The organism is Actinomadura barringtoniae (genome assembly GCF_017573505.1).
GTDB classification, from domain to species: Bacteria; Actinomycetota; Actinomycetes; order Streptosporangiales; family Streptosporangiaceae; genus Spirillospora; species Spirillospora barringtoniae.
Map to the genome: position 1 here is coordinate 42,875 of NZ_JAGEOJ010000035.1, position 14,824 is coordinate 57,698.

The 14,824-nt window shown below is 70.6% G+C and carries 15 protein-coding genes; 3 read left to right on the forward strand and 12 right to left on the reverse strand.

Going from position 1 to position 14,824, the window contains the following annotated elements; translation table 11 throughout:
* Positions 1–59 precede the first annotated feature (59 nt).
* The 3 genes from J4573_RS50185 to J4573_RS50195 form a co-directional block, all read right to left on the reverse strand.
* The gene (locus tag J4573_RS50185; RefSeq protein ID WP_208263553.1) at positions 60–1,499 is read right to left on the reverse strand and encodes an MFS transporter; all 1,440 of its coding nucleotides are present in this window, start codon (positions 1,497–1,499) and stop codon (positions 60–62) included.
* Positions 1,500–1,615: 116 nt separating this feature from the next.
* Positions 1,616–3,805 (reverse strand): ATP-dependent DNA helicase RecG, encoded by a 2,190-nt coding sequence (gene recG / locus J4573_RS50190; RefSeq protein ID WP_208263554.1) that lies wholly within the window; start codon positions 3,803–3,805, stop codon positions 1,616–1,618.
* A gap of 32 nt (positions 3,806–3,837) precedes the next feature.
* The gene (locus J4573_RS50195) at positions 3,838–5,433 is read right to left on the reverse strand and encodes a DAK2 domain-containing protein (RefSeq protein WP_307797531.1); all 1,596 of its coding nucleotides are present in this window, start codon (positions 5,431–5,433) and stop codon (positions 3,838–3,840) included.
* 371 nt (positions 5,434–5,804) lie between these two features.
* Between J4573_RS50195 and rpmB the strand changes: the two genes are divergently transcribed.
* Positions 5,805–5,999 carry a 50S ribosomal protein L28 gene (rpmB, locus tag J4573_RS50200; RefSeq protein WP_208263556.1) on the forward strand — a complete coding sequence of 65 codons (195 nt, stop codon included), beginning with the start codon at positions 5,805–5,807 and terminating at the stop codon, positions 5,997–5,999.
* Between the two features lie 94 nt (positions 6,000–6,093).
* Here rpmB and thiD read toward each other — a convergent pair whose 3' ends face one another.
* From thiD to J4573_RS50215, 3 genes are all read right to left on the reverse strand, one after another.
* Entirely contained in the window at positions 6,094–6,909 is an 816-nt protein-coding gene (gene thiD, locus J4573_RS50205; RefSeq protein ID WP_208263557.1) for a bifunctional hydroxymethylpyrimidine kinase/phosphomethylpyrimidine kinase, read from the reverse strand.
* 98 nt (positions 6,910–7,007) lie between these two features.
* Positions 7,008–8,249, reverse strand: a complete 1,242-nt coding sequence (locus tag J4573_RS50210) for a hypothetical protein (protein WP_208263558.1) — start codon at positions 8,247–8,249, stop codon at positions 7,008–7,010.
* Between the two features lie 102 nt (positions 8,250–8,351).
* On the reverse strand, positions 8,352–9,275 hold the full coding sequence (locus J4573_RS50215) for a thiamine-phosphate kinase (protein WP_208263559.1): 924 nt from the start codon (positions 9,273–9,275) through the stop codon (positions 8,352–8,354).
* 120 nt (positions 9,276–9,395) lie between these two features.
* Between J4573_RS50215 and J4573_RS50220 the strand changes: the two genes are divergently transcribed.
* Positions 9,396–9,629, forward strand: coding sequence for an Lrp/AsnC ligand binding domain-containing protein (locus J4573_RS50220; RefSeq protein WP_208263560.1), 234 nt, complete (start codon positions 9,396–9,398; stop codon positions 9,627–9,629).
* 13 nt (positions 9,630–9,642) lie between these two features.
* Complete coding sequence (locus J4573_RS50225; protein ID WP_307797532.1) at positions 9,643–10,131, forward strand: DUF3515 domain-containing protein; 489 nt, start codon at positions 9,643–9,645, stop codon at positions 10,129–10,131.
* 7 nt (positions 10,132–10,138) lie between these two features.
* On the opposite strand, the gene J4573_RS50230 is transcribed toward J4573_RS50225, so the two are convergent.
* From J4573_RS50230 to J4573_RS50255, 6 genes are all read right to left on the reverse strand, one after another.
* A complete protein-coding gene (locus J4573_RS50230; protein WP_243774890.1) occupies positions 10,139–10,693 on the reverse strand; it encodes a hypothetical protein in 555 nt (184 codons plus the stop codon).
* The gene (locus tag J4573_RS56510; RefSeq protein WP_208263561.1) at positions 10,690–10,887 is read right to left on the reverse strand and encodes a ferredoxin; all 198 of its coding nucleotides are present in this window, start codon (positions 10,885–10,887) and stop codon (positions 10,690–10,692) included. Before J4573_RS56510 ends, J4573_RS50230 begins: the two co-directional genes overlap by 4 nt.
* Positions 10,884–12,212, reverse strand: coding sequence for a lanosterol 14-alpha demethylase (gene cyp51, locus J4573_RS50240; RefSeq protein ID WP_208263562.1), 1,329 nt, complete (start codon positions 12,210–12,212; stop codon positions 10,884–10,886). Before cyp51 ends, J4573_RS56510 begins: the two co-directional genes overlap by 4 nt.
* Positions 12,209–12,988, reverse strand: coding sequence for an SDR family oxidoreductase (locus tag J4573_RS50245; RefSeq protein WP_208263563.1), 780 nt, complete (start codon positions 12,986–12,988; stop codon positions 12,209–12,211). The genes cyp51 and J4573_RS50245 overlap by 4 nt, the downstream gene beginning before the upstream one ends.
* Entirely contained in the window at positions 12,988–13,869 is an 882-nt protein-coding gene (locus tag J4573_RS56515; protein ID WP_307797533.1) for a cytochrome P450, read from the reverse strand. The genes J4573_RS50245 and J4573_RS56515 overlap by 1 nt, the downstream gene beginning before the upstream one ends.
* Before the next feature lie 331 nt (positions 13,870–14,200).
* Positions 14,201–14,770 carry a TetR/AcrR family transcriptional regulator gene (locus tag J4573_RS50255; RefSeq protein ID WP_307797534.1) on the reverse strand — a complete coding sequence of 190 codons (570 nt, stop codon included), beginning with the start codon at positions 14,768–14,770 and terminating at the stop codon, positions 14,201–14,203.
* Between the last annotated feature and the right edge of the window lie 54 nt (positions 14,771–14,824).

Below are 14,824 nucleotides of genomic sequence, written 5' to 3' on the forward strand. Positions count from 1 at the left end.
AAGTGAAAGGGGATGCGCATGGGCGCATCCCCTTCACCAGCTAGGACAACAACAACCGGTCATGACACCGTCTCCGTCTCGGTCTCGGCCTGCTTCACAGCCTCCGGCCTCTGGGAACGGCTGCGGCCGCGCAGCAGGACCAGAGCGAAGACCGCACCGGCGCCGGCGATGACCGCGGCCACCACGAACGCCGCCCGGAACCCGTCGGTCAGCTCGGCGACGTCACCAACGCCGCCCTGCGAGGTCGCCAGCGCCGTGGCGACGGCCAGGCCGAGCGCCGACCCCACCTGGTAGGTGGTGTTGACGATCCCGGAGGCGAGCCCGGCCTGCTCCCCCGGCACCCCGGAGATCGCCTGCATCATCGTCGGGATGTAGGCCAGGGACATGCCGAGCGCCGCGATCAGCGAGGCCGCCAGGACGTCCACCGCGAAACTGCCGTCGGGCCGTACCAGCGTCAACCCGGCCAGGCCGAGCGCCAGCACCGCGAGCCCGGTCACCGTGAGCGGCTTCATCCCGAACCGGCCCATGAGCCGCCCGGTCACGCCGACCATGAGGACCATGATGGTCACCGTCATCGGCAGCAGCGCCGCGCCGCTGGCGAACGCGCCGAACCCGAGCACCTGCTGCAGGTAGAGGTTGAGGAAGTACCACGCGGGGATCCACGCCCCGCCGAGCAGCAGGAACACCAGGTTGGCCGCCGCCAGGCCCGGCGTGCGCCACACCGACAGCGGCATCAGCGGCTGGCGCAGCACCCGCTGAACGATCCCGAACACCACCAGCAGGCCGATCCCTCCGGCCAGTTCCAGCAGCGTCGCGGCCGATCCCCAGCCCTGCTCCGGCGCCCGTACGATCGCGAAGACCGTCAGCGCCAGGCCCGCCGTGACCGCCACGGCGCCGAGCACGTCGATCGAGCCGCGCCGGGAGCCGACCGCCGGCAGCACCGCCGGAACCGCCGCGAGCGTGGCGAGGCCGATCGGGATGTAGACGATGAAGACCCAGGGCCAGCTGAGCCACTCGGTGAGGACGCCGCCGAGAAACACCCCGGCCGTACCGCCGGCCGGTGCCGCCGCCCCGTAGAGCGCCATCGCCTTGGCCAGCTCGCGCGGGTTCGATCCGAAGATCGTCATGAGCAGGGTCATGGCGGCCGGGGCGATGAGCGCGCCGCCGACGCCCTGGATACCCCTACCGAGTATCTCCACCCCGGCACCCTGGGCCGCCGCCGCGACGACCGAGCCGGCGATGAGGATCGCCCAGCCCGCCGCGAAGACCCGCCGCGCGCCGAGCAGGTCCGAGAGCCGCCCGCCGAGCAGCAGCAGGCCGCCGAAGACGATCACGTAGGCGTTGAACACCCACTGCAGGCCGCCCTGCGAGAACCCCAGGTCGCCCTTCATCTCCGGGAGCGCGACCCCGATGATCGACGTGTCCATGATGACCATGAACTGGGCCGTGGCGAGCACGAGGAGCGCCCACCACCGCCGTGAACCGTGTACCGCGGACATCGTTCCGCCTCCACATACCTATAGGGGGTATTTATCTCCGACAAGCCGAGAACCTAATGAACCCCCAGGGGGTATGTAAAGGTGACGTCGGTCACGCCCTCAGACCATGATCGGACTCAGGCCTTCTCGAGGAACTCCGTACGGTCCTCGTCCAGCAGCGCGGCGAGCTCCTCCGCCAGCGCCGGGTTGCCCTCAAGATCCGGATCGGCCTCAATGAGCGCCGTGGCCTCTTCCCGCGCGGCCAGGATCACGTCCTCGTCCCGCTGCAACGTCAAGAGCCGCAGGCTCGACGACCGCCCGGCCTGCGAGGCGCCCAGCACGTCGCCCTCGCGCCGCTGCTCCAGGTCCAGCCGCGACAGCTTGAACCCGTCCGTGGTCGAGGCCACGGCGTCCAGCCGTTCCCGCGCCTTGCTGCCCACCTCGGCATCGGTCACCAGCAGGCACAGCCCCGGCAGGTTCCCGCGCCCGACACGGCCACGCAGCTGGTGCAGCTGCGACACCCCGAACCGGTCCGCGTCCATGATCACCATCACGGTCGCGTTCGGCACGTCCACGCCGACCTCGATCACCGTCGTCGCCAGCAGCACATCGAGCTCGCGCTCGGTGAACCGGCGCATGACGGCCTCCTTCTCGTCCGGATGGAGCTTGCCGTGCAGCACGCCGATGCGCAGCCCGTCCAGCAGCTCGCCCTCCAGCCGGGGCAGGACCTCCATGATCCCCAGCGGGGACCGCCGTTCCCCCTCCTCTTGGACGACGTCACCCTCGTCGCCCTCCTGCTCCCCGATCCGGGGGCACACGATGTAGATCTGCCGCCCCTGAGCCGCCTCTTCCTTGATCCGTTCCCACGTCCGCGCCAGAAAGGCGGGCTTCTCCGCCGGCACCACGTGCGTCTTGATCTCCGCACGCCCCGCCGGAAGCTGCCCGAGCACCGACGTCTCCAGGTCCCCGAACACCGTCATCGCGACCGTACGAGGAATCGGCGTCGCCGTCATGACCAGCACATGCGGCCGCCCACCGGTGACCTTCTCCCGCAACGCGTCCCGCTGCTCGACCCCGAACCGGTGCTGCTCGTCCACCACGACAAGCCCCAGATCCGCGAACTGCACATGGTCCTCGAGCAGCGCATGCGTCCCGACCACGATCCCCGCGGCCCCCGACGCCGCGTCCAGCAGCGTCGCCTTCCGCACCTTCGCCCCCTGCGACCCGGTCAGCAGCGCCACCCGCGTAGCGTGCTCGGCCCCGCCCAGCTGCCCCGCCTGCCCAAGCTCCCCGAGCATCCCGGTGATCGACCGAAAGTGCTGCTGCGCCAGCACTTCCGTAGGCGCCAGCAGAACGGCCTGCCCACCCCCATCCACCACCTGCAACATCGCCCGCAGAGCGACCACGGTCTTGCCGCTGCCTACGTCGCCTTGGAGGAGGCGGTGCATGGGGTGTTCCAGGGCCAGATCTTCGGAGATCTCGCGGCCTACGTCGCGCTGGCCTTCGGTGAGGTCGAAGGGGAGGCGGGCGTCGAAGGCGTCGAGGATGCCGGCCTCGATGGCGGGGCGGGACTTGGCGGGGAGGGCGGCGGCGGCCAGGCGGCGCTGGGCCAGGGCGATCTGGAGGACGAAGGCCTCGTCCCACTTGAGGCGCTTGCGGGCGCGGCCCAGCTGGTCCCAGTCCTTGGGGCGGTGAATGCCCTCGTAGGCGTCGCGGAGGTCGATCATGCCGCGGCGCTTCAGGGTGAGCTCGGGCATGGGGTCGGCGCCGAGTTCGAGCTGGTCGAGGACCATGCCGACGGACTTGGTGATGGCGTCGATGTCCAGGCCCTTGGTGGCCGGGTAGATCGGGATGATCTCGTCGGCCCACTCCTGGGCGGCGGCCTCGGCGTTCTTGGCGGCGACGACCTTGTACTGGGGGTGGGCGAGCTGGCGGACCGGGCGGCCGGAACGGGGGCGGTACGTGCTGATCTTGCCGGCGAACAGGCCGCGGGTGCCCGGGGAGAGGTCGCGTTCGGGGATGTAGGAGCCCTTGCGGCCGAAGAAGCTCAGCTTGAGCTCGCCGGTGCCGTCGGTGACGGTGATCTCCAGGACGTAGCCGGGGCTGCGGGTGAGGGTACGGCCCTGGACCTTGGTCACCTCGGCCATGACCGTGACGTGCTCGCCGTCCTCCAGGCTCGCGAGCTCGGTCAGCTCGCCGCGGTGGGCGTAGCGGCGGGGGTAGTGGTGCAGGAGATCCCCGACCGTGTGCAGGTCGAGACCGGAGGCCAGCACCTTGGCCGTCTTGTCGCCCAGGACCTTGCGCAACGGCTCGTCGAGTTTCGCCACCGTTCTTTTCTAGCCCATCGGGGTGTCCGGGTTCACTCCACGCCGATGAGAAGGGGGTAGCGCTCCTGCTCGCCCGCGTAGACGCCCAGCTCGATGTCGGGGTGGCTCCGCCGGAGGTGATCTTCGAGGGCGGCGGTCAGCTCGGGGGGCGCGTACACGCCGATGATCAGGGTGACCAGCTCGCCGCCGCCCGACAGCATGCGGTCGATGAGGTGGCTCGCGGCGTCGGCGAGATCGGAGGCGATCATGGCCACGTCGCCCTCGATCAGGGCCAGGACGTCGCCGGGCTGGCAGAGGCCGACGCTGGTGAACGCCTCTTCGGTGGCGATCTCCAGGTGGCCGAACCGGGTGGCTCCGGCGGCGCGGGTCATGGCGATCACGTCGTCGGGGAAGCGTCGGAGCGGGTCGTGCACGGCGAGGGCGGCCAGGCCCTGGACGGAGGCCTTGGTGGGAACGACGGCGATGCGGGCGCCCGCGTCGCGGGCTCGTTCGGCGGCGGCTTCGGCGAGGGAGAGGACCTCCGGCTCGTTGGGAAGCACGACCACCTCGTCGCCCGCGGCGAGGATCGCGTCGGCGAGGACCGCGAGGGGCGGGACCGCGCCGGGTTCGCGCCGTACGACGTTGGCGCCGCTCTCCTCGAAGAGGGTCGCCAGGCCGTCGGCGGCGGTGACGGCGACCACGGCGCGGCCGACGTGCGGGGCCTGGGGCTGGTGCTCCTCGTAGGGGGTGTGCAGGTAGGTGACGCGGATCCGGTACGGGCGGCCCGCCTTCAGCCCGGCCTCGATGGCCGCGCCCGCGTCGTCCACGTGGACGTGGATGTTCCACAGGCCGTCGCCGCCGACCACCACGAGGGAGTCGCCGAGGCCGTCGAGGGTCTCGCGCAGGTCGGGGACCTTCTCGTCCGCGCCGTCCAGGAGGTACATGACCTCGTAGCCGGGGCCCGGCGCCTCGGCGGGTGATTCCGCGGCGGGCTCTGACGCGCCCGTACGGGCGGGGATCTCGTAGCGTTCGGGGAACTCGTCGGTGATCACGGCGGCCAGGGCGTCCAGGACGACGCAGAGGCCAGCCGCGCCCGCGTCCACCACTCCGCTGCGAGCCAGGACGTCGAGCTGGCCGGTGGTGAGGCGCAGGGCCTGCCGGGCGCCGGTCGCGGCGGCCCTGGCGGCGGTGGTGAGGCCGTTCTGGCCCGCTCCCCCGGTGGACTCGGACGCCGCCTGGAGCACACTCAAGATCGTTCCCTCGACGGGGTGCTCGACGGCGTTGCGGGCCAGGACCGAGGCGTACTCCAGCGCCTCGGAGAAGATCTCGCCGTCACGCGGCACGCCCGGGCGGCCGAGGATCTCCGCCAGGCCCCGGAAGACCTGGCTGAGGATCACCCCCGAGTTGCCCCGCGCGCCGATCAAGGCCCCCTGGGCGAGGGCGCGCCAGGCCGCCGTGTCCCCGGCGTCCTCCGGCAGCCCCTCGACCGCCTCGGCCGCCGCCAGGACGGTGAGATGCAGGTTGGTGCCGGTATCCCCGTCGGGAACGGGGAAGACGTTCAGCGCGTCGATCTCCCCCCGGGTCCTGCCCAGCGCGTCGGCCGCGAGCCTGGACCACCGCCGTACCGCCGCCCCGTCGAGGACCTCCACAGTGTTTCCTTTCCTTGCGGCCTCGTCCCCTCGCCTGGCGGCTCGGGGGCGAACCGCAAAAGCGGCGAGCGCGACATCGCTTCGCGATCTTCGCGGGAAGCATCGCCTCCGGCTCGCTTCCCGCTCAGGTGGCGCGCTCGCGTGCATGGCCAGGTCGACACAAATCCTGAGCGATACTTCCCTATCGCGCGCATCATCCCCTTGGGAACCAGTTGCAGGACGGAATCCGGTGGTCGATTCGCCTTGGTGACTCGAGGTCGGCTACTCTGATCCATGCGCCTCCTCCGAGGCGCCTTCAGCGAGCGCTCCGAACGCCCCTTCCGGGCCGGTTCGCTCCGTTCCACAGCATCGACACCCACTTGGAGTTTCCCGTGGCTTCCGTCTGCGACGTCTGCGGCAAGGGACCCGGTTTCGGCATGAGTGTCTCCCACTCGCACCGCCGCACCCCGCGCCGCTGGAACCCCAACATCCAGCGCGTGCGCGCCGTCGTGAACGGTGGCACGAAGCGGATCAACGCCTGCACCTCGTGCATCAAGGCCGGCAAGGTCGCCAAGCCGACCGTCTGACGGTTCGGCGTCGGCCCTCGGGCCGGGTTCTGAGCTTTCAGCCTGCTCACCGGAACGTCGGTGAGCAGGCTTTTTGCATGCCCTGCTCCGTGCCCTAGTGGTGGGTGTGCAGGTGCCAGCCGTGGTCGACCGGGCCGATGCCCGAGCCGAGCGGGAAGCCCGCGGCGATCGCGCCCGTGACGTACTCCTTGGCCTTCTCCACGGCGGTGGGGACGTCCTCGCCGTGCGCGAGGTAGGAGGCGATGGCCGAGGCGAGCGTGCAGCCGGTGCCGTGGGTGTGGCGGTTGTCGTAGCGCCGGGCGGTGAAGCGGTACTCCTGCGTGCCGTCGAAAAGCAGGTCGGCGGGCTCGCCGGGCAGGTGACCGCCCTTGATCAGCGCCCACTGCGGGCCGAGCGCCTTGATCGCCTCGGCCGCCTCGCGCATGCCGGACTCGTCCACCACCTTGACGCCGGTGAGCTGCTCGACCTCCCACAGGTTGGGGGTGACGACGGTCGCGGTGGGCAGCAGAGCCGTCCGTACGGCGTCCACGGCGTCTCCGGCCAGCAGCGTGTCACCGTGCTTGGAGACGCCGACGGGGTCGACGACCACGGGCGCGTCGGCGTCGGCCAGGACCTCGGCGACGGTCTCGACGAGGGCGGTGGACGCGAGCATCCCGGTCTTGATCGCGTGGGTGCCGATGTCGGAGAGCACCGAGTCGAGCTGGGCCCGTACGGCCTCGGGCGGCAGCTCCCAGTAGCCCTGGACGCCGAGGGAGTTCTGCGCGGTGACCGCGGCGATGACGCTCATGCCGTGCGTGCCGAGGGCCAGCATCGTCTTCAGGTCGGCCTGGATGCCGGCGCCGCCGCCGGAATCGGAGCCGGCGATGGTGAGGACGAGCGGCGGGGCCTGGACTGCGGCGTTCTGCGTCATATCGCCAACTCTAATTGGCATGCAAAGGGTCGGAGAAACCACGCCAGAACGGGTCAGGAGCAGTCAGAACGATCAGAACCGGCAGCGTCGCCAGGACGCTAGAAGCGGTCGCAGGTCCGGTAGTTCAGCTTGCAGAAGGTCGGGCCGTGCAGCGGGCCGCGGGCGACATAGCTGACCCGGACGCTCTGGCCGGGGGCGATCGGGGCGGCGCCCGGCGCGCTCCGCATCCAGAAGTACGGGCGGTACTGCTTCATGACGCCGCCCGGGGCGGTCGCCGACAGGACCTGGACGTTCGGGATGGAGAACGCGAACGTCCACGCGGGCACGGCGTTGGTGCCCCGGTTGACGATCGTCGCGGTGCCCCGGAACCCGGTCGGCGTCTTGACCGCGCGGAACGCCACGTAGAGGTGGTGGTTGCGGGAGGCGTTGCGGCTCGCCCTGGCCTCCGCGCCCGGGCCGCGCTGGGAGACCTGGTTGTCCTTGGGCTCGGTCGGCTCGTGCGCGCCACCGGCGAAGTTGAGGGAGATCTGGCCGGTGCTCGCCGAGTAGGCGACGATCCCGACCACGATCGTGAGAAGCAGCACCGGCAGCGGGGCGACGAAGACGACCTTGCGCTTCCAGGAGGCCGGCCCCGAGGCCTTCCCGGTGGTCTTGTCCTCGGTCTTGCCCTCGGCGTCGGCGTCAGAGGTGGCCGCGGCGGCGACCGGATCGGCGCCGTTGGCCGGGGTCGCGGCGAACTGCGCAGTGGGCGCCCCAGAGGCCGATGCGACGCCCGGGCCGGACGCGGGCGGTACCCCGGAGACGGCCGACGGGCCGGTGAACGTCGCGGTCGGCGAGCCGGTGGGCGGCGCGGCGGCGAGCGGATCGGACAAGGGCAGGGCGCCGGTGGCGACCGGTGAGCCGGTGGCGACCGGTGAGCCGGTGGGCGGCGCGCTTGGCGGACCGATGGGCGGCGCGGCAGCGGGCGGGCCGGACACGGGCGGCGCACCGGGGATGACCGGAGGGTCGGCGGGCGGCCACGGTGCGGAGAGCGGCGCCGAGGCGGACGGGCCGACGACGGGCGGGCCTGAGGCGACAGGTGCGGAGAGCGGCGGGGCAGCGGGCGTGCCGGCAGGCGGGGCCGAGGGGACGGGCGCGGAGAGCGGCATCGTGGGGGGCGCTGCGGGGGGCGCCCCGGACGTGGCGGCGGCTGCGGCGGCGGCCGCACGGGCCGCGGCGATGGCGGGGCCCGCGTCGGGCATGGTGACGTCGGACGACGGTACGCCGTCGGGCTCAGGCGACGGTACGGCCTCCGGAGCCGTGTCCCCGCCCTCGTCCTGGAGCTTGTTGTGTCGTCCCATCCCATCCCTCATTGATCACAGGAATGTATACCAAACCGGCACCAAACATGCCTACCAGATGAGTAAAGGAGTACGACTCGCCACATCCGGTTTCACATGGGTTTACGCGCGGAAATGGTCCCATCCGCCGCGTTCGTACGGGCGTCCGTCGACCAGCACCCCGTGCCCCTCGGCGACCCTACCGAGGACTGTCCAGGACGGAGGCAGAACGGCGTCCTCGGGGAACGTGGCGGCGAAGGCGTGGTCCTCGCCTCCGGTCAGGACATGATCCAGTCCGGCGGACCCGAGCAGGCCAGGAACGGGGACGTCCGAGCGGGTGATGTCGATCCGTACGCCGCTGGCGGAGGCGATGTGGCCGAGATCCTGCAGAAGCCCGTCGCTGACGTCCATCAGCGCGGTCGCGCCCGCCGCCCGGGCCTCCTCCCCCGCCTCGTACGGGGGCTGGGGCCGCCGGTGCGCCTCGACCAGCTCGGCCGGCTCGTCCCGGCCGGAGGCGAGGAGCTCCAGGCCCGCCGCCGAGTAGCCGATTCGGCCGCGTACGGCCACCAGGTCGCCCGGCCGCGCGCCGGAACGGGTCAGCGGCGGGCGTCCGCCCAGGTCACCGAGGGCCGTGACGGCGATCGTGATCTCCTCGGAGGCCCCCACCACGTCCCCGCCCACCACCGAAGCGCCCGCGCGGGTGCACTCGTCGGCGAGGCCGTCGTAAAGGCGTTCGGCCCACTCGACCGCCGTGTCCACGGGGATGGCGAGCCCGATCAGCAGGGCGGTCGGGGCGGCGCCCATGGCGACCACGTCGGCCAGGTTCTGGGCGGCGGCCTTGATCCCGATGTCGTACGGCCCGGACCAGTCGCGGCGGAAGTGCCGGCCCTCCACCAGAAGATCGGTGGTGGCGACCGTCCGCCCGTCCGGCGCGGCCACCACGGCCGCGTCGTCGCCCGGCCCCAGCTCCACCGCCGGGCCCTGCGGCAGCCGCCGCGTCAGCCGGGAGATCAGCCCGAACTCGCCCAGCCCGCCGATGGTGCTCATGCCCCGTAATCCTCGCCTTTTCCGCCCCCGGGACCGCTTGACCGCCCCCGGACCCCCGCCTCGACGCGTAACACGATACGGTGACCATTCGACGGGAAAATCTTCGCCCGGGAGGACGTGATGGTGCAGGCCTACATCCTCATCCAGACCGAGGTCGGCAAGGCGGCCGCCGTGGCACGCGAGATCGCCGGGATCACGGGGGTCAAGCTGGCCGAGGACGTGACGGGCCCGTACGACGTCATCGTCCGCGCCGAAGCCAACAACGTGGACGAGCTCGGCAAGCTCGTCGTCGCGCAGATCCAGGCGGTCGAGGGCATCACCCGGACCCTCACCTGCCCGATCGTGCACATCTGAGGATCTCTGCTCGGTGCTTGATCGCGTCCGCTCCGTCCCGTCGTTCGCGGGGACCCTGCTCGGGGTCAACCTGCTCGGGGTGAGTCTCCTCGCGGCGGGGTGCGGTGAGGGCGCGGTCAAGGTGCCGGTGCCGAAGCCCGACGCCGCCACGGCCCGGCTGTGCTCGGGGTTGCGGCTGCCCGACAAGGTGAACGGGCTGAAGCGCCGCGACACCAGCCCGGACTCGTCCCTGACGGCCGCCTGGGGCTCGCCCGCGATCGCGCTGCGCTGCGGCGTCCCGCTGCCGGCCGGCCTGCAGGCGACCTCGCAGCTGCAGACCATCAACGGCGTGAGCTGGTACGGCGTGCCCGTCGACCGGCCGATCACCTGGACGGCGGTCGCCCGGCAGGCCTATGTCGAGGTCACGATCCCCGTCAAGTACAGCCCGCCGGGCGACATCCTGATCGAACTGGGCGACGATCTGAAGACCACGATCCCGCCCAAGCCCGAGGGCGAGATCTAGATTCGGCCTACCAGAGGGGGGCGGGGCTCTCGCCTCGCTTGTAGTAGCCGGGGATCGGCTCGCCGGAGGCGGCGCGGTCCAGGCGCCCCTTCATCCCGTCCGACAGCACCTCGGCCTTCATCATCTCGACGAAGACCGACGTGACGTTGCCGAGGTCGAACCAGTCGCGCTGCCAGGACCACTGCCGGTTGCCGGCGTACCGGAACCAGCTGCCGCCGATGCCCGCGACCTCGTACGGGCCGCTGCCGTCGGGGCGTTCGGCGTCGGCGACCTGCTTCCAGAAGCCGACCACCTCGCCCTTGCGGTCGTCGATCAGCAGGCTCTGGTACGGGTAGGACCAGCCGTCCAGGCCGCCCATCTCCGAGCCGAGGGCCAGGTCGCGGATCTGGTCGCGGCCGACCGCCATGAAGTCCTGGTGCGGCCCGATGTTCCAGCCGTAGGTGGCGTCCTCGGTGTAGAGGTCGGCGAGCGGGCGCCAGTCGCCGATCTCCTCGCAGTGCCGGTTGGTGTCGAGCCAGTGCTGCACCATGTCCTCGAGCTCGTCGCGGGGGAACGCGGTCACGGTGACTCCTTCAGCTTGAGCGCCTGGGTGGGGCAGTAACGGACGGCGGCCTCGATCTCGGCACGCTGGTCATCGGAGGGCTCGGGGTCCAGGACGCGGACCTTGCCCTTGGGCGGGACCTCGAAGACGTCGGGCGCCTCCAGCTCGCACATCGCGTGGCCCTGGCACAGGTCCAGGTCGGCTTCGACCCTCACTGGCGCCTCCGGCGATACCGGACGGCGCAGGGCTGGGCGAGCTGGACGACCATCTTGGAGTGGTCGTTGCGGTAGGTCTCGGGCGGCTGGGCGGGCTCGAACTCCCAGTCCCGCAGCAGCACCGAGAAGATCGCCTTGAGCTGGATCATCGCGAAGTTGGCGCCGACGCAGCGGTGCCTGCCCGCGCCGAACGGGACCCAGGTCCACCGGTTGAGCAGGTCCTCCTCGCGCGGCTTGGCGTAGCGCTCGGGGCGGAACGCGTCGGGCTCGGGGAAGTCCTCGGCGATCCGGTTGGAGATCGCGAGGCTGCAGCCGATCATCGTTCCGGCGGGGATGTGGTGGCCGAGGACCTCCTGGTCGCTCTGCGCGACCCGGAGCACCAGGATCAGCGGCGGGTGCAGCCGCAGCGCCTCCTTGATCGCCGATTCGAGCCTCGGGATCTCGCGGAGCGCCTGGAAGCTGACCTCGCTGCCGTCGGAGTAGAGGTCGTCGAGCTCCTTGACCACGTTCTCCAGCGCGTTCGGGTGCCGGAGCAGCTCGATCAGCGTCCAGGCGGCCGTGCCGGACGTGGTGTGGTGCCCGGCGAACATCATCGAGATGAACATGCCGGTGACCTGGTCGGCGCTGAACTTCGGCGTGCCGTCCGGCTCCTTGATCGACATCAGTACGTCGAGGAGGTCGCGGTCCTCCTTGGGCGGGCGCGGGTCGCGGGCGTTCATGATCCCCTGGACGAGCTCCACGAGCGCGGCGCGTGCCTCGTCGCGTTTGCGGAAGCTCTCGATCGGGGCGTACGGGTCGACGTAGGCGATGGCGTCGGTGCCGCGTTCGAGGTCGTGATAGAGCTCGGCGAAGCGGCCGTCGAGCTGCTCGCGGAACTTCTTCCCGATGAGGCAGGCGGACGAGGTGTAGATGGTCAGCTCGGCGAACCAGTCGAGCAGGTCGATCTCGCCCTCGTCGCCCCACCCCGCGACCATGCGGTCCACCTCGGCCGCGATGGTCGCCGCGTGACCCTTGAGGAAGGAGCCCTTGAGCGCCTGGTTGTGCAGGGCTTCGCGGCGCTGTTCGGGGGTGGCGTCGAAGACGACCCCCTCGCCGAAGATGGGCGTCATGAACGGGTAGGCCTCGGCCTGGTCGAGCTCCTCGTCCGGGGAACGGAAGAAGAACTCGTTCGCCTCGGCTCCGGACAGGAGCACCACGCGGCGGTCGGCGAGCTGGAACTCCCCTACGTCGCCGCACTCCTCCCGTACGCGCCGCATCAGCGCGATGGGATCGGTCCGCAGTTCGTCGAGATGGTCGGGACCACCCGACACGACGGGAATCGTCATGGCTTCTCCACGGGTGCTTCGGGCTGGATCTCAACGAGGGAGAGGTGCGCGCCGCGCGGCGCGGAGATGACGGCCGCGACCGCCGCCGCCACATCGGAGGGACGCAGGAAGTAGGGATGGCGGGCCATTCCCCACTTGACCCACTCCTCTAGGACTTCGCCGGTGGTCTGGGCGTCCCAGCCCATTCCCATGCCGGTCATGGTCGGGCCCGGGCGCACGATGGACGCCCTTACGCCGGTGCCCTCAAGCTCCATCTGCATGGCGCGGGCCATGCCCTCGACGCCGTTCTTCGCGGCGACGTAGGCGCCCATGCGTGTGCGCGGGGCCCGTACGACATCGGAGGAGATGAAGACGATGTCGCCACGCGTACGTGCGACCATCCCCGGAACGAGCTGCGAGACCAGCCTGTGCGCACCGATGAGGTGGACCTGCACCTGGGCGAGGAATCCATCGCTATCAAGCTCGTGAATCCGGTCGGCGGCCAAATCACCTGCCCCGGAGACGACGACCTCCATCGGCCCGAGCGCTTCCTCTGCCGCCGCGGCGAAAGCCTTGACCGAGTCGGAGTCGCCCACGTCCAGAGAGTGCGCGAACGCCTCTCCCCCACCGGCCCGGATCGTGGCGGCCAGTTCCTCCACCTTTTCCAGCCGGCGCGCACCGATCGCCACCGGATGCCCGGCCATCGCGAGCGCGGTCGCCGTCGCCGCGCCGATGCCGGAGGACGCCCCGGTCACCAGCGCCGGGCGCCGCTCGGGGTGTGGTTCGAATCTGGGCACTACCGCCGCCTCTCCAGCCGTACGGGCAAGGTCGCGAACCCCCGGACGTTCACCGAATGCACGCGCTCGGCGCGTTCCCCGTCGATCTCGTACGCGGACACCTGGCCGGCGAACTCCTTCAGCGCGATCCGCGCCTCCAGCCGTGCCAGGTTGGCGCCGAGGCAGAAATGCCGCCCGCCGCCGAAACTGATGAGCTGCGAGGTGTCCCGGTCGATGTCGTAGGCGTCCGCGTCCTCGAACGCGCGCGGATCGCGGTTGGCCGAGCCCACGAGCAGCAGCATCCGCTCGCCCGCAGGGATGGTCTGGCCGTGCCAGGTGGTCTCCTGCGCGACCGTGCGGGCGAGCATCTGGCTGGAGGTGTCGTAGCGGAGCGTCTCCTCGATCCAGTCGTCCACCCGTTCCGGATCGCCCAGCGGCTTGGCCACCTGCTCTTGGTTGCGCCAGCCCCAATACAACGCGTTGGCCAGCAGTTTGGTGGTCGTCTCGTTCCCCGCGACCACCATCAGGAAGAGGAACGCGATGATTTCGCGCTCTTCCAGCTTGTCGCCGTCCACCTCGGCGTCCAGCAGAGCGGAGGTGAGGTCGTCGGTCCGCTTCTTCCGCCGTTCGGCGACCATTTCCTCGTAGTAGCCCGCGAGGATGAGCGCCGCCTCCATACCCGCAGGCGGCACATCATTAAGTCCCTCTTCCCGATGCACGACAGTGTCGGCCAGCCGCCGAACCTCTGCCCTGTCGCTCTCGGGGACGCCCATCATCTGGGAGATGACGTCCATGGGCAGCTTGCCCGCGAACTCGGCGATGAAGTCGGCCTCCCCGGCCTCGATCACCGGCCGCATATACCGCCGCGTCAGCTCAAGGATCCCGTCTTCAAGCTCCTTCACCCTTCTCGGGGTGAAGCCCTTGGACACCAAGGCCCGCATCCGCGTATGCCTCGGAGGGTCGAGAGCCAGAAACGACATCGTCTTGTGCGCATGAGGGCCCCAGGCACTGGGCTCCAGGGAAACACCGTTGATGCTGGAGAACGTCGCGTGGTCCCTGAAGGCCGCGGCGACATCGGCATGGCGGGACAGGGCCCAGAAGCCCAGCTCCTCATTGCGATACAGAGGAGCCTCGTCCCGAAGGCGCGTGTAGGTCGGGTAAGGGTCTTCGTGGATGGCGTAGTCGTACGGGCTGTAAGAGACCTGGGGGGCATGGCCCACAGCCGTCACCTCGCTATGTGTTGTTCAGGATGAGTTCTGCCATCTCGGCAAGCCGATCGGCCATGCGGGCGTACGAGGTGTAGCCCATGCCCGCATGCACCAGCGCACCCGCGTACGCCAGCTCCAAGGCCCCGAGAACCTTGGGGTCCGCGCCAGACCCCAAGGCGGCCTCGAGCCGTTCCCGGATGGCGACCCCGATTCGCACGCGCAGCTCGCGCACGTCGGGATCGGTGCCGAGCATCGCCGTCGTACAGGCACCCGCAAGCTCGGGCTCGTCGGAGACCAGCAGCGCTATCTCGCGCAGGACCTCCACCGCCTTCGCCTTGCCGGTCCCTTCAACAGGCGCCAAAGCGCTCAGCCGCCGCCAGAAGACCTCGGTGATGAGGTGGTTCTTGGAGGCGAAGTAGGTATACGCCGTCGCCGGCGCCACTCCGGCACGCTTGGCGACGTTCCGCACGGTCAGCCCCTCGTAGCCGGCCTCCCGTACCTCTTCGACCGCGGCGTCGGTCAGCCGCCGCACGGTGTCGGCCTGCCGCTCGGTCAGCCGTCGCCTCGTGGGCTCGGTCGTCAATTCTCCGGACACGTGTCCAGACATTAGTTCAGACACCCGCCCGTGACAACCTGGCGGCCTGAAGCT

Excerpts from the sequence above, each read along its gene's own strand:
- J4573_RS50185 (WP_208263553.1), bottom strand. The coding sequence starts at position 1,499 with ATGTCCGCGGTACACGGTTCACGGCGGTGGTGGGCGCTCCTCGTGCTC.
- thiD (WP_208263557.1), bottom strand. The coding sequence starts at position 6,909 with ATGACGCAGAACGCCGCAGTCCAGGCCCCGCCGCTCGTCCTCACCATC.
- J4573_RS50210 (WP_208263558.1), bottom strand. The coding sequence starts at position 8,249 with ATGGGACGACACAACAAGCTCCAGGACGAGGGCGGGGACACGGCTCCG.
- J4573_RS50215 (WP_208263559.1), bottom strand. The coding sequence starts at position 9,275 with ATGAGCACCATCGGCGGGCTGGGCGAGTTCGGGCTGATCTCCCGGCTG.
- J4573_RS50220 (WP_208263560.1), top strand. The coding sequence starts at position 9,396 with ATGGTGCAGGCCTACATCCTCATCCAGACCGAGGTCGGCAAGGCGGCC.
- cyp51 (WP_208263562.1), bottom strand. The coding sequence starts at position 12,212 with ATGACGATTCCCGTCGTGTCGGGTGGTCCCGACCATCTCGACGAACTG.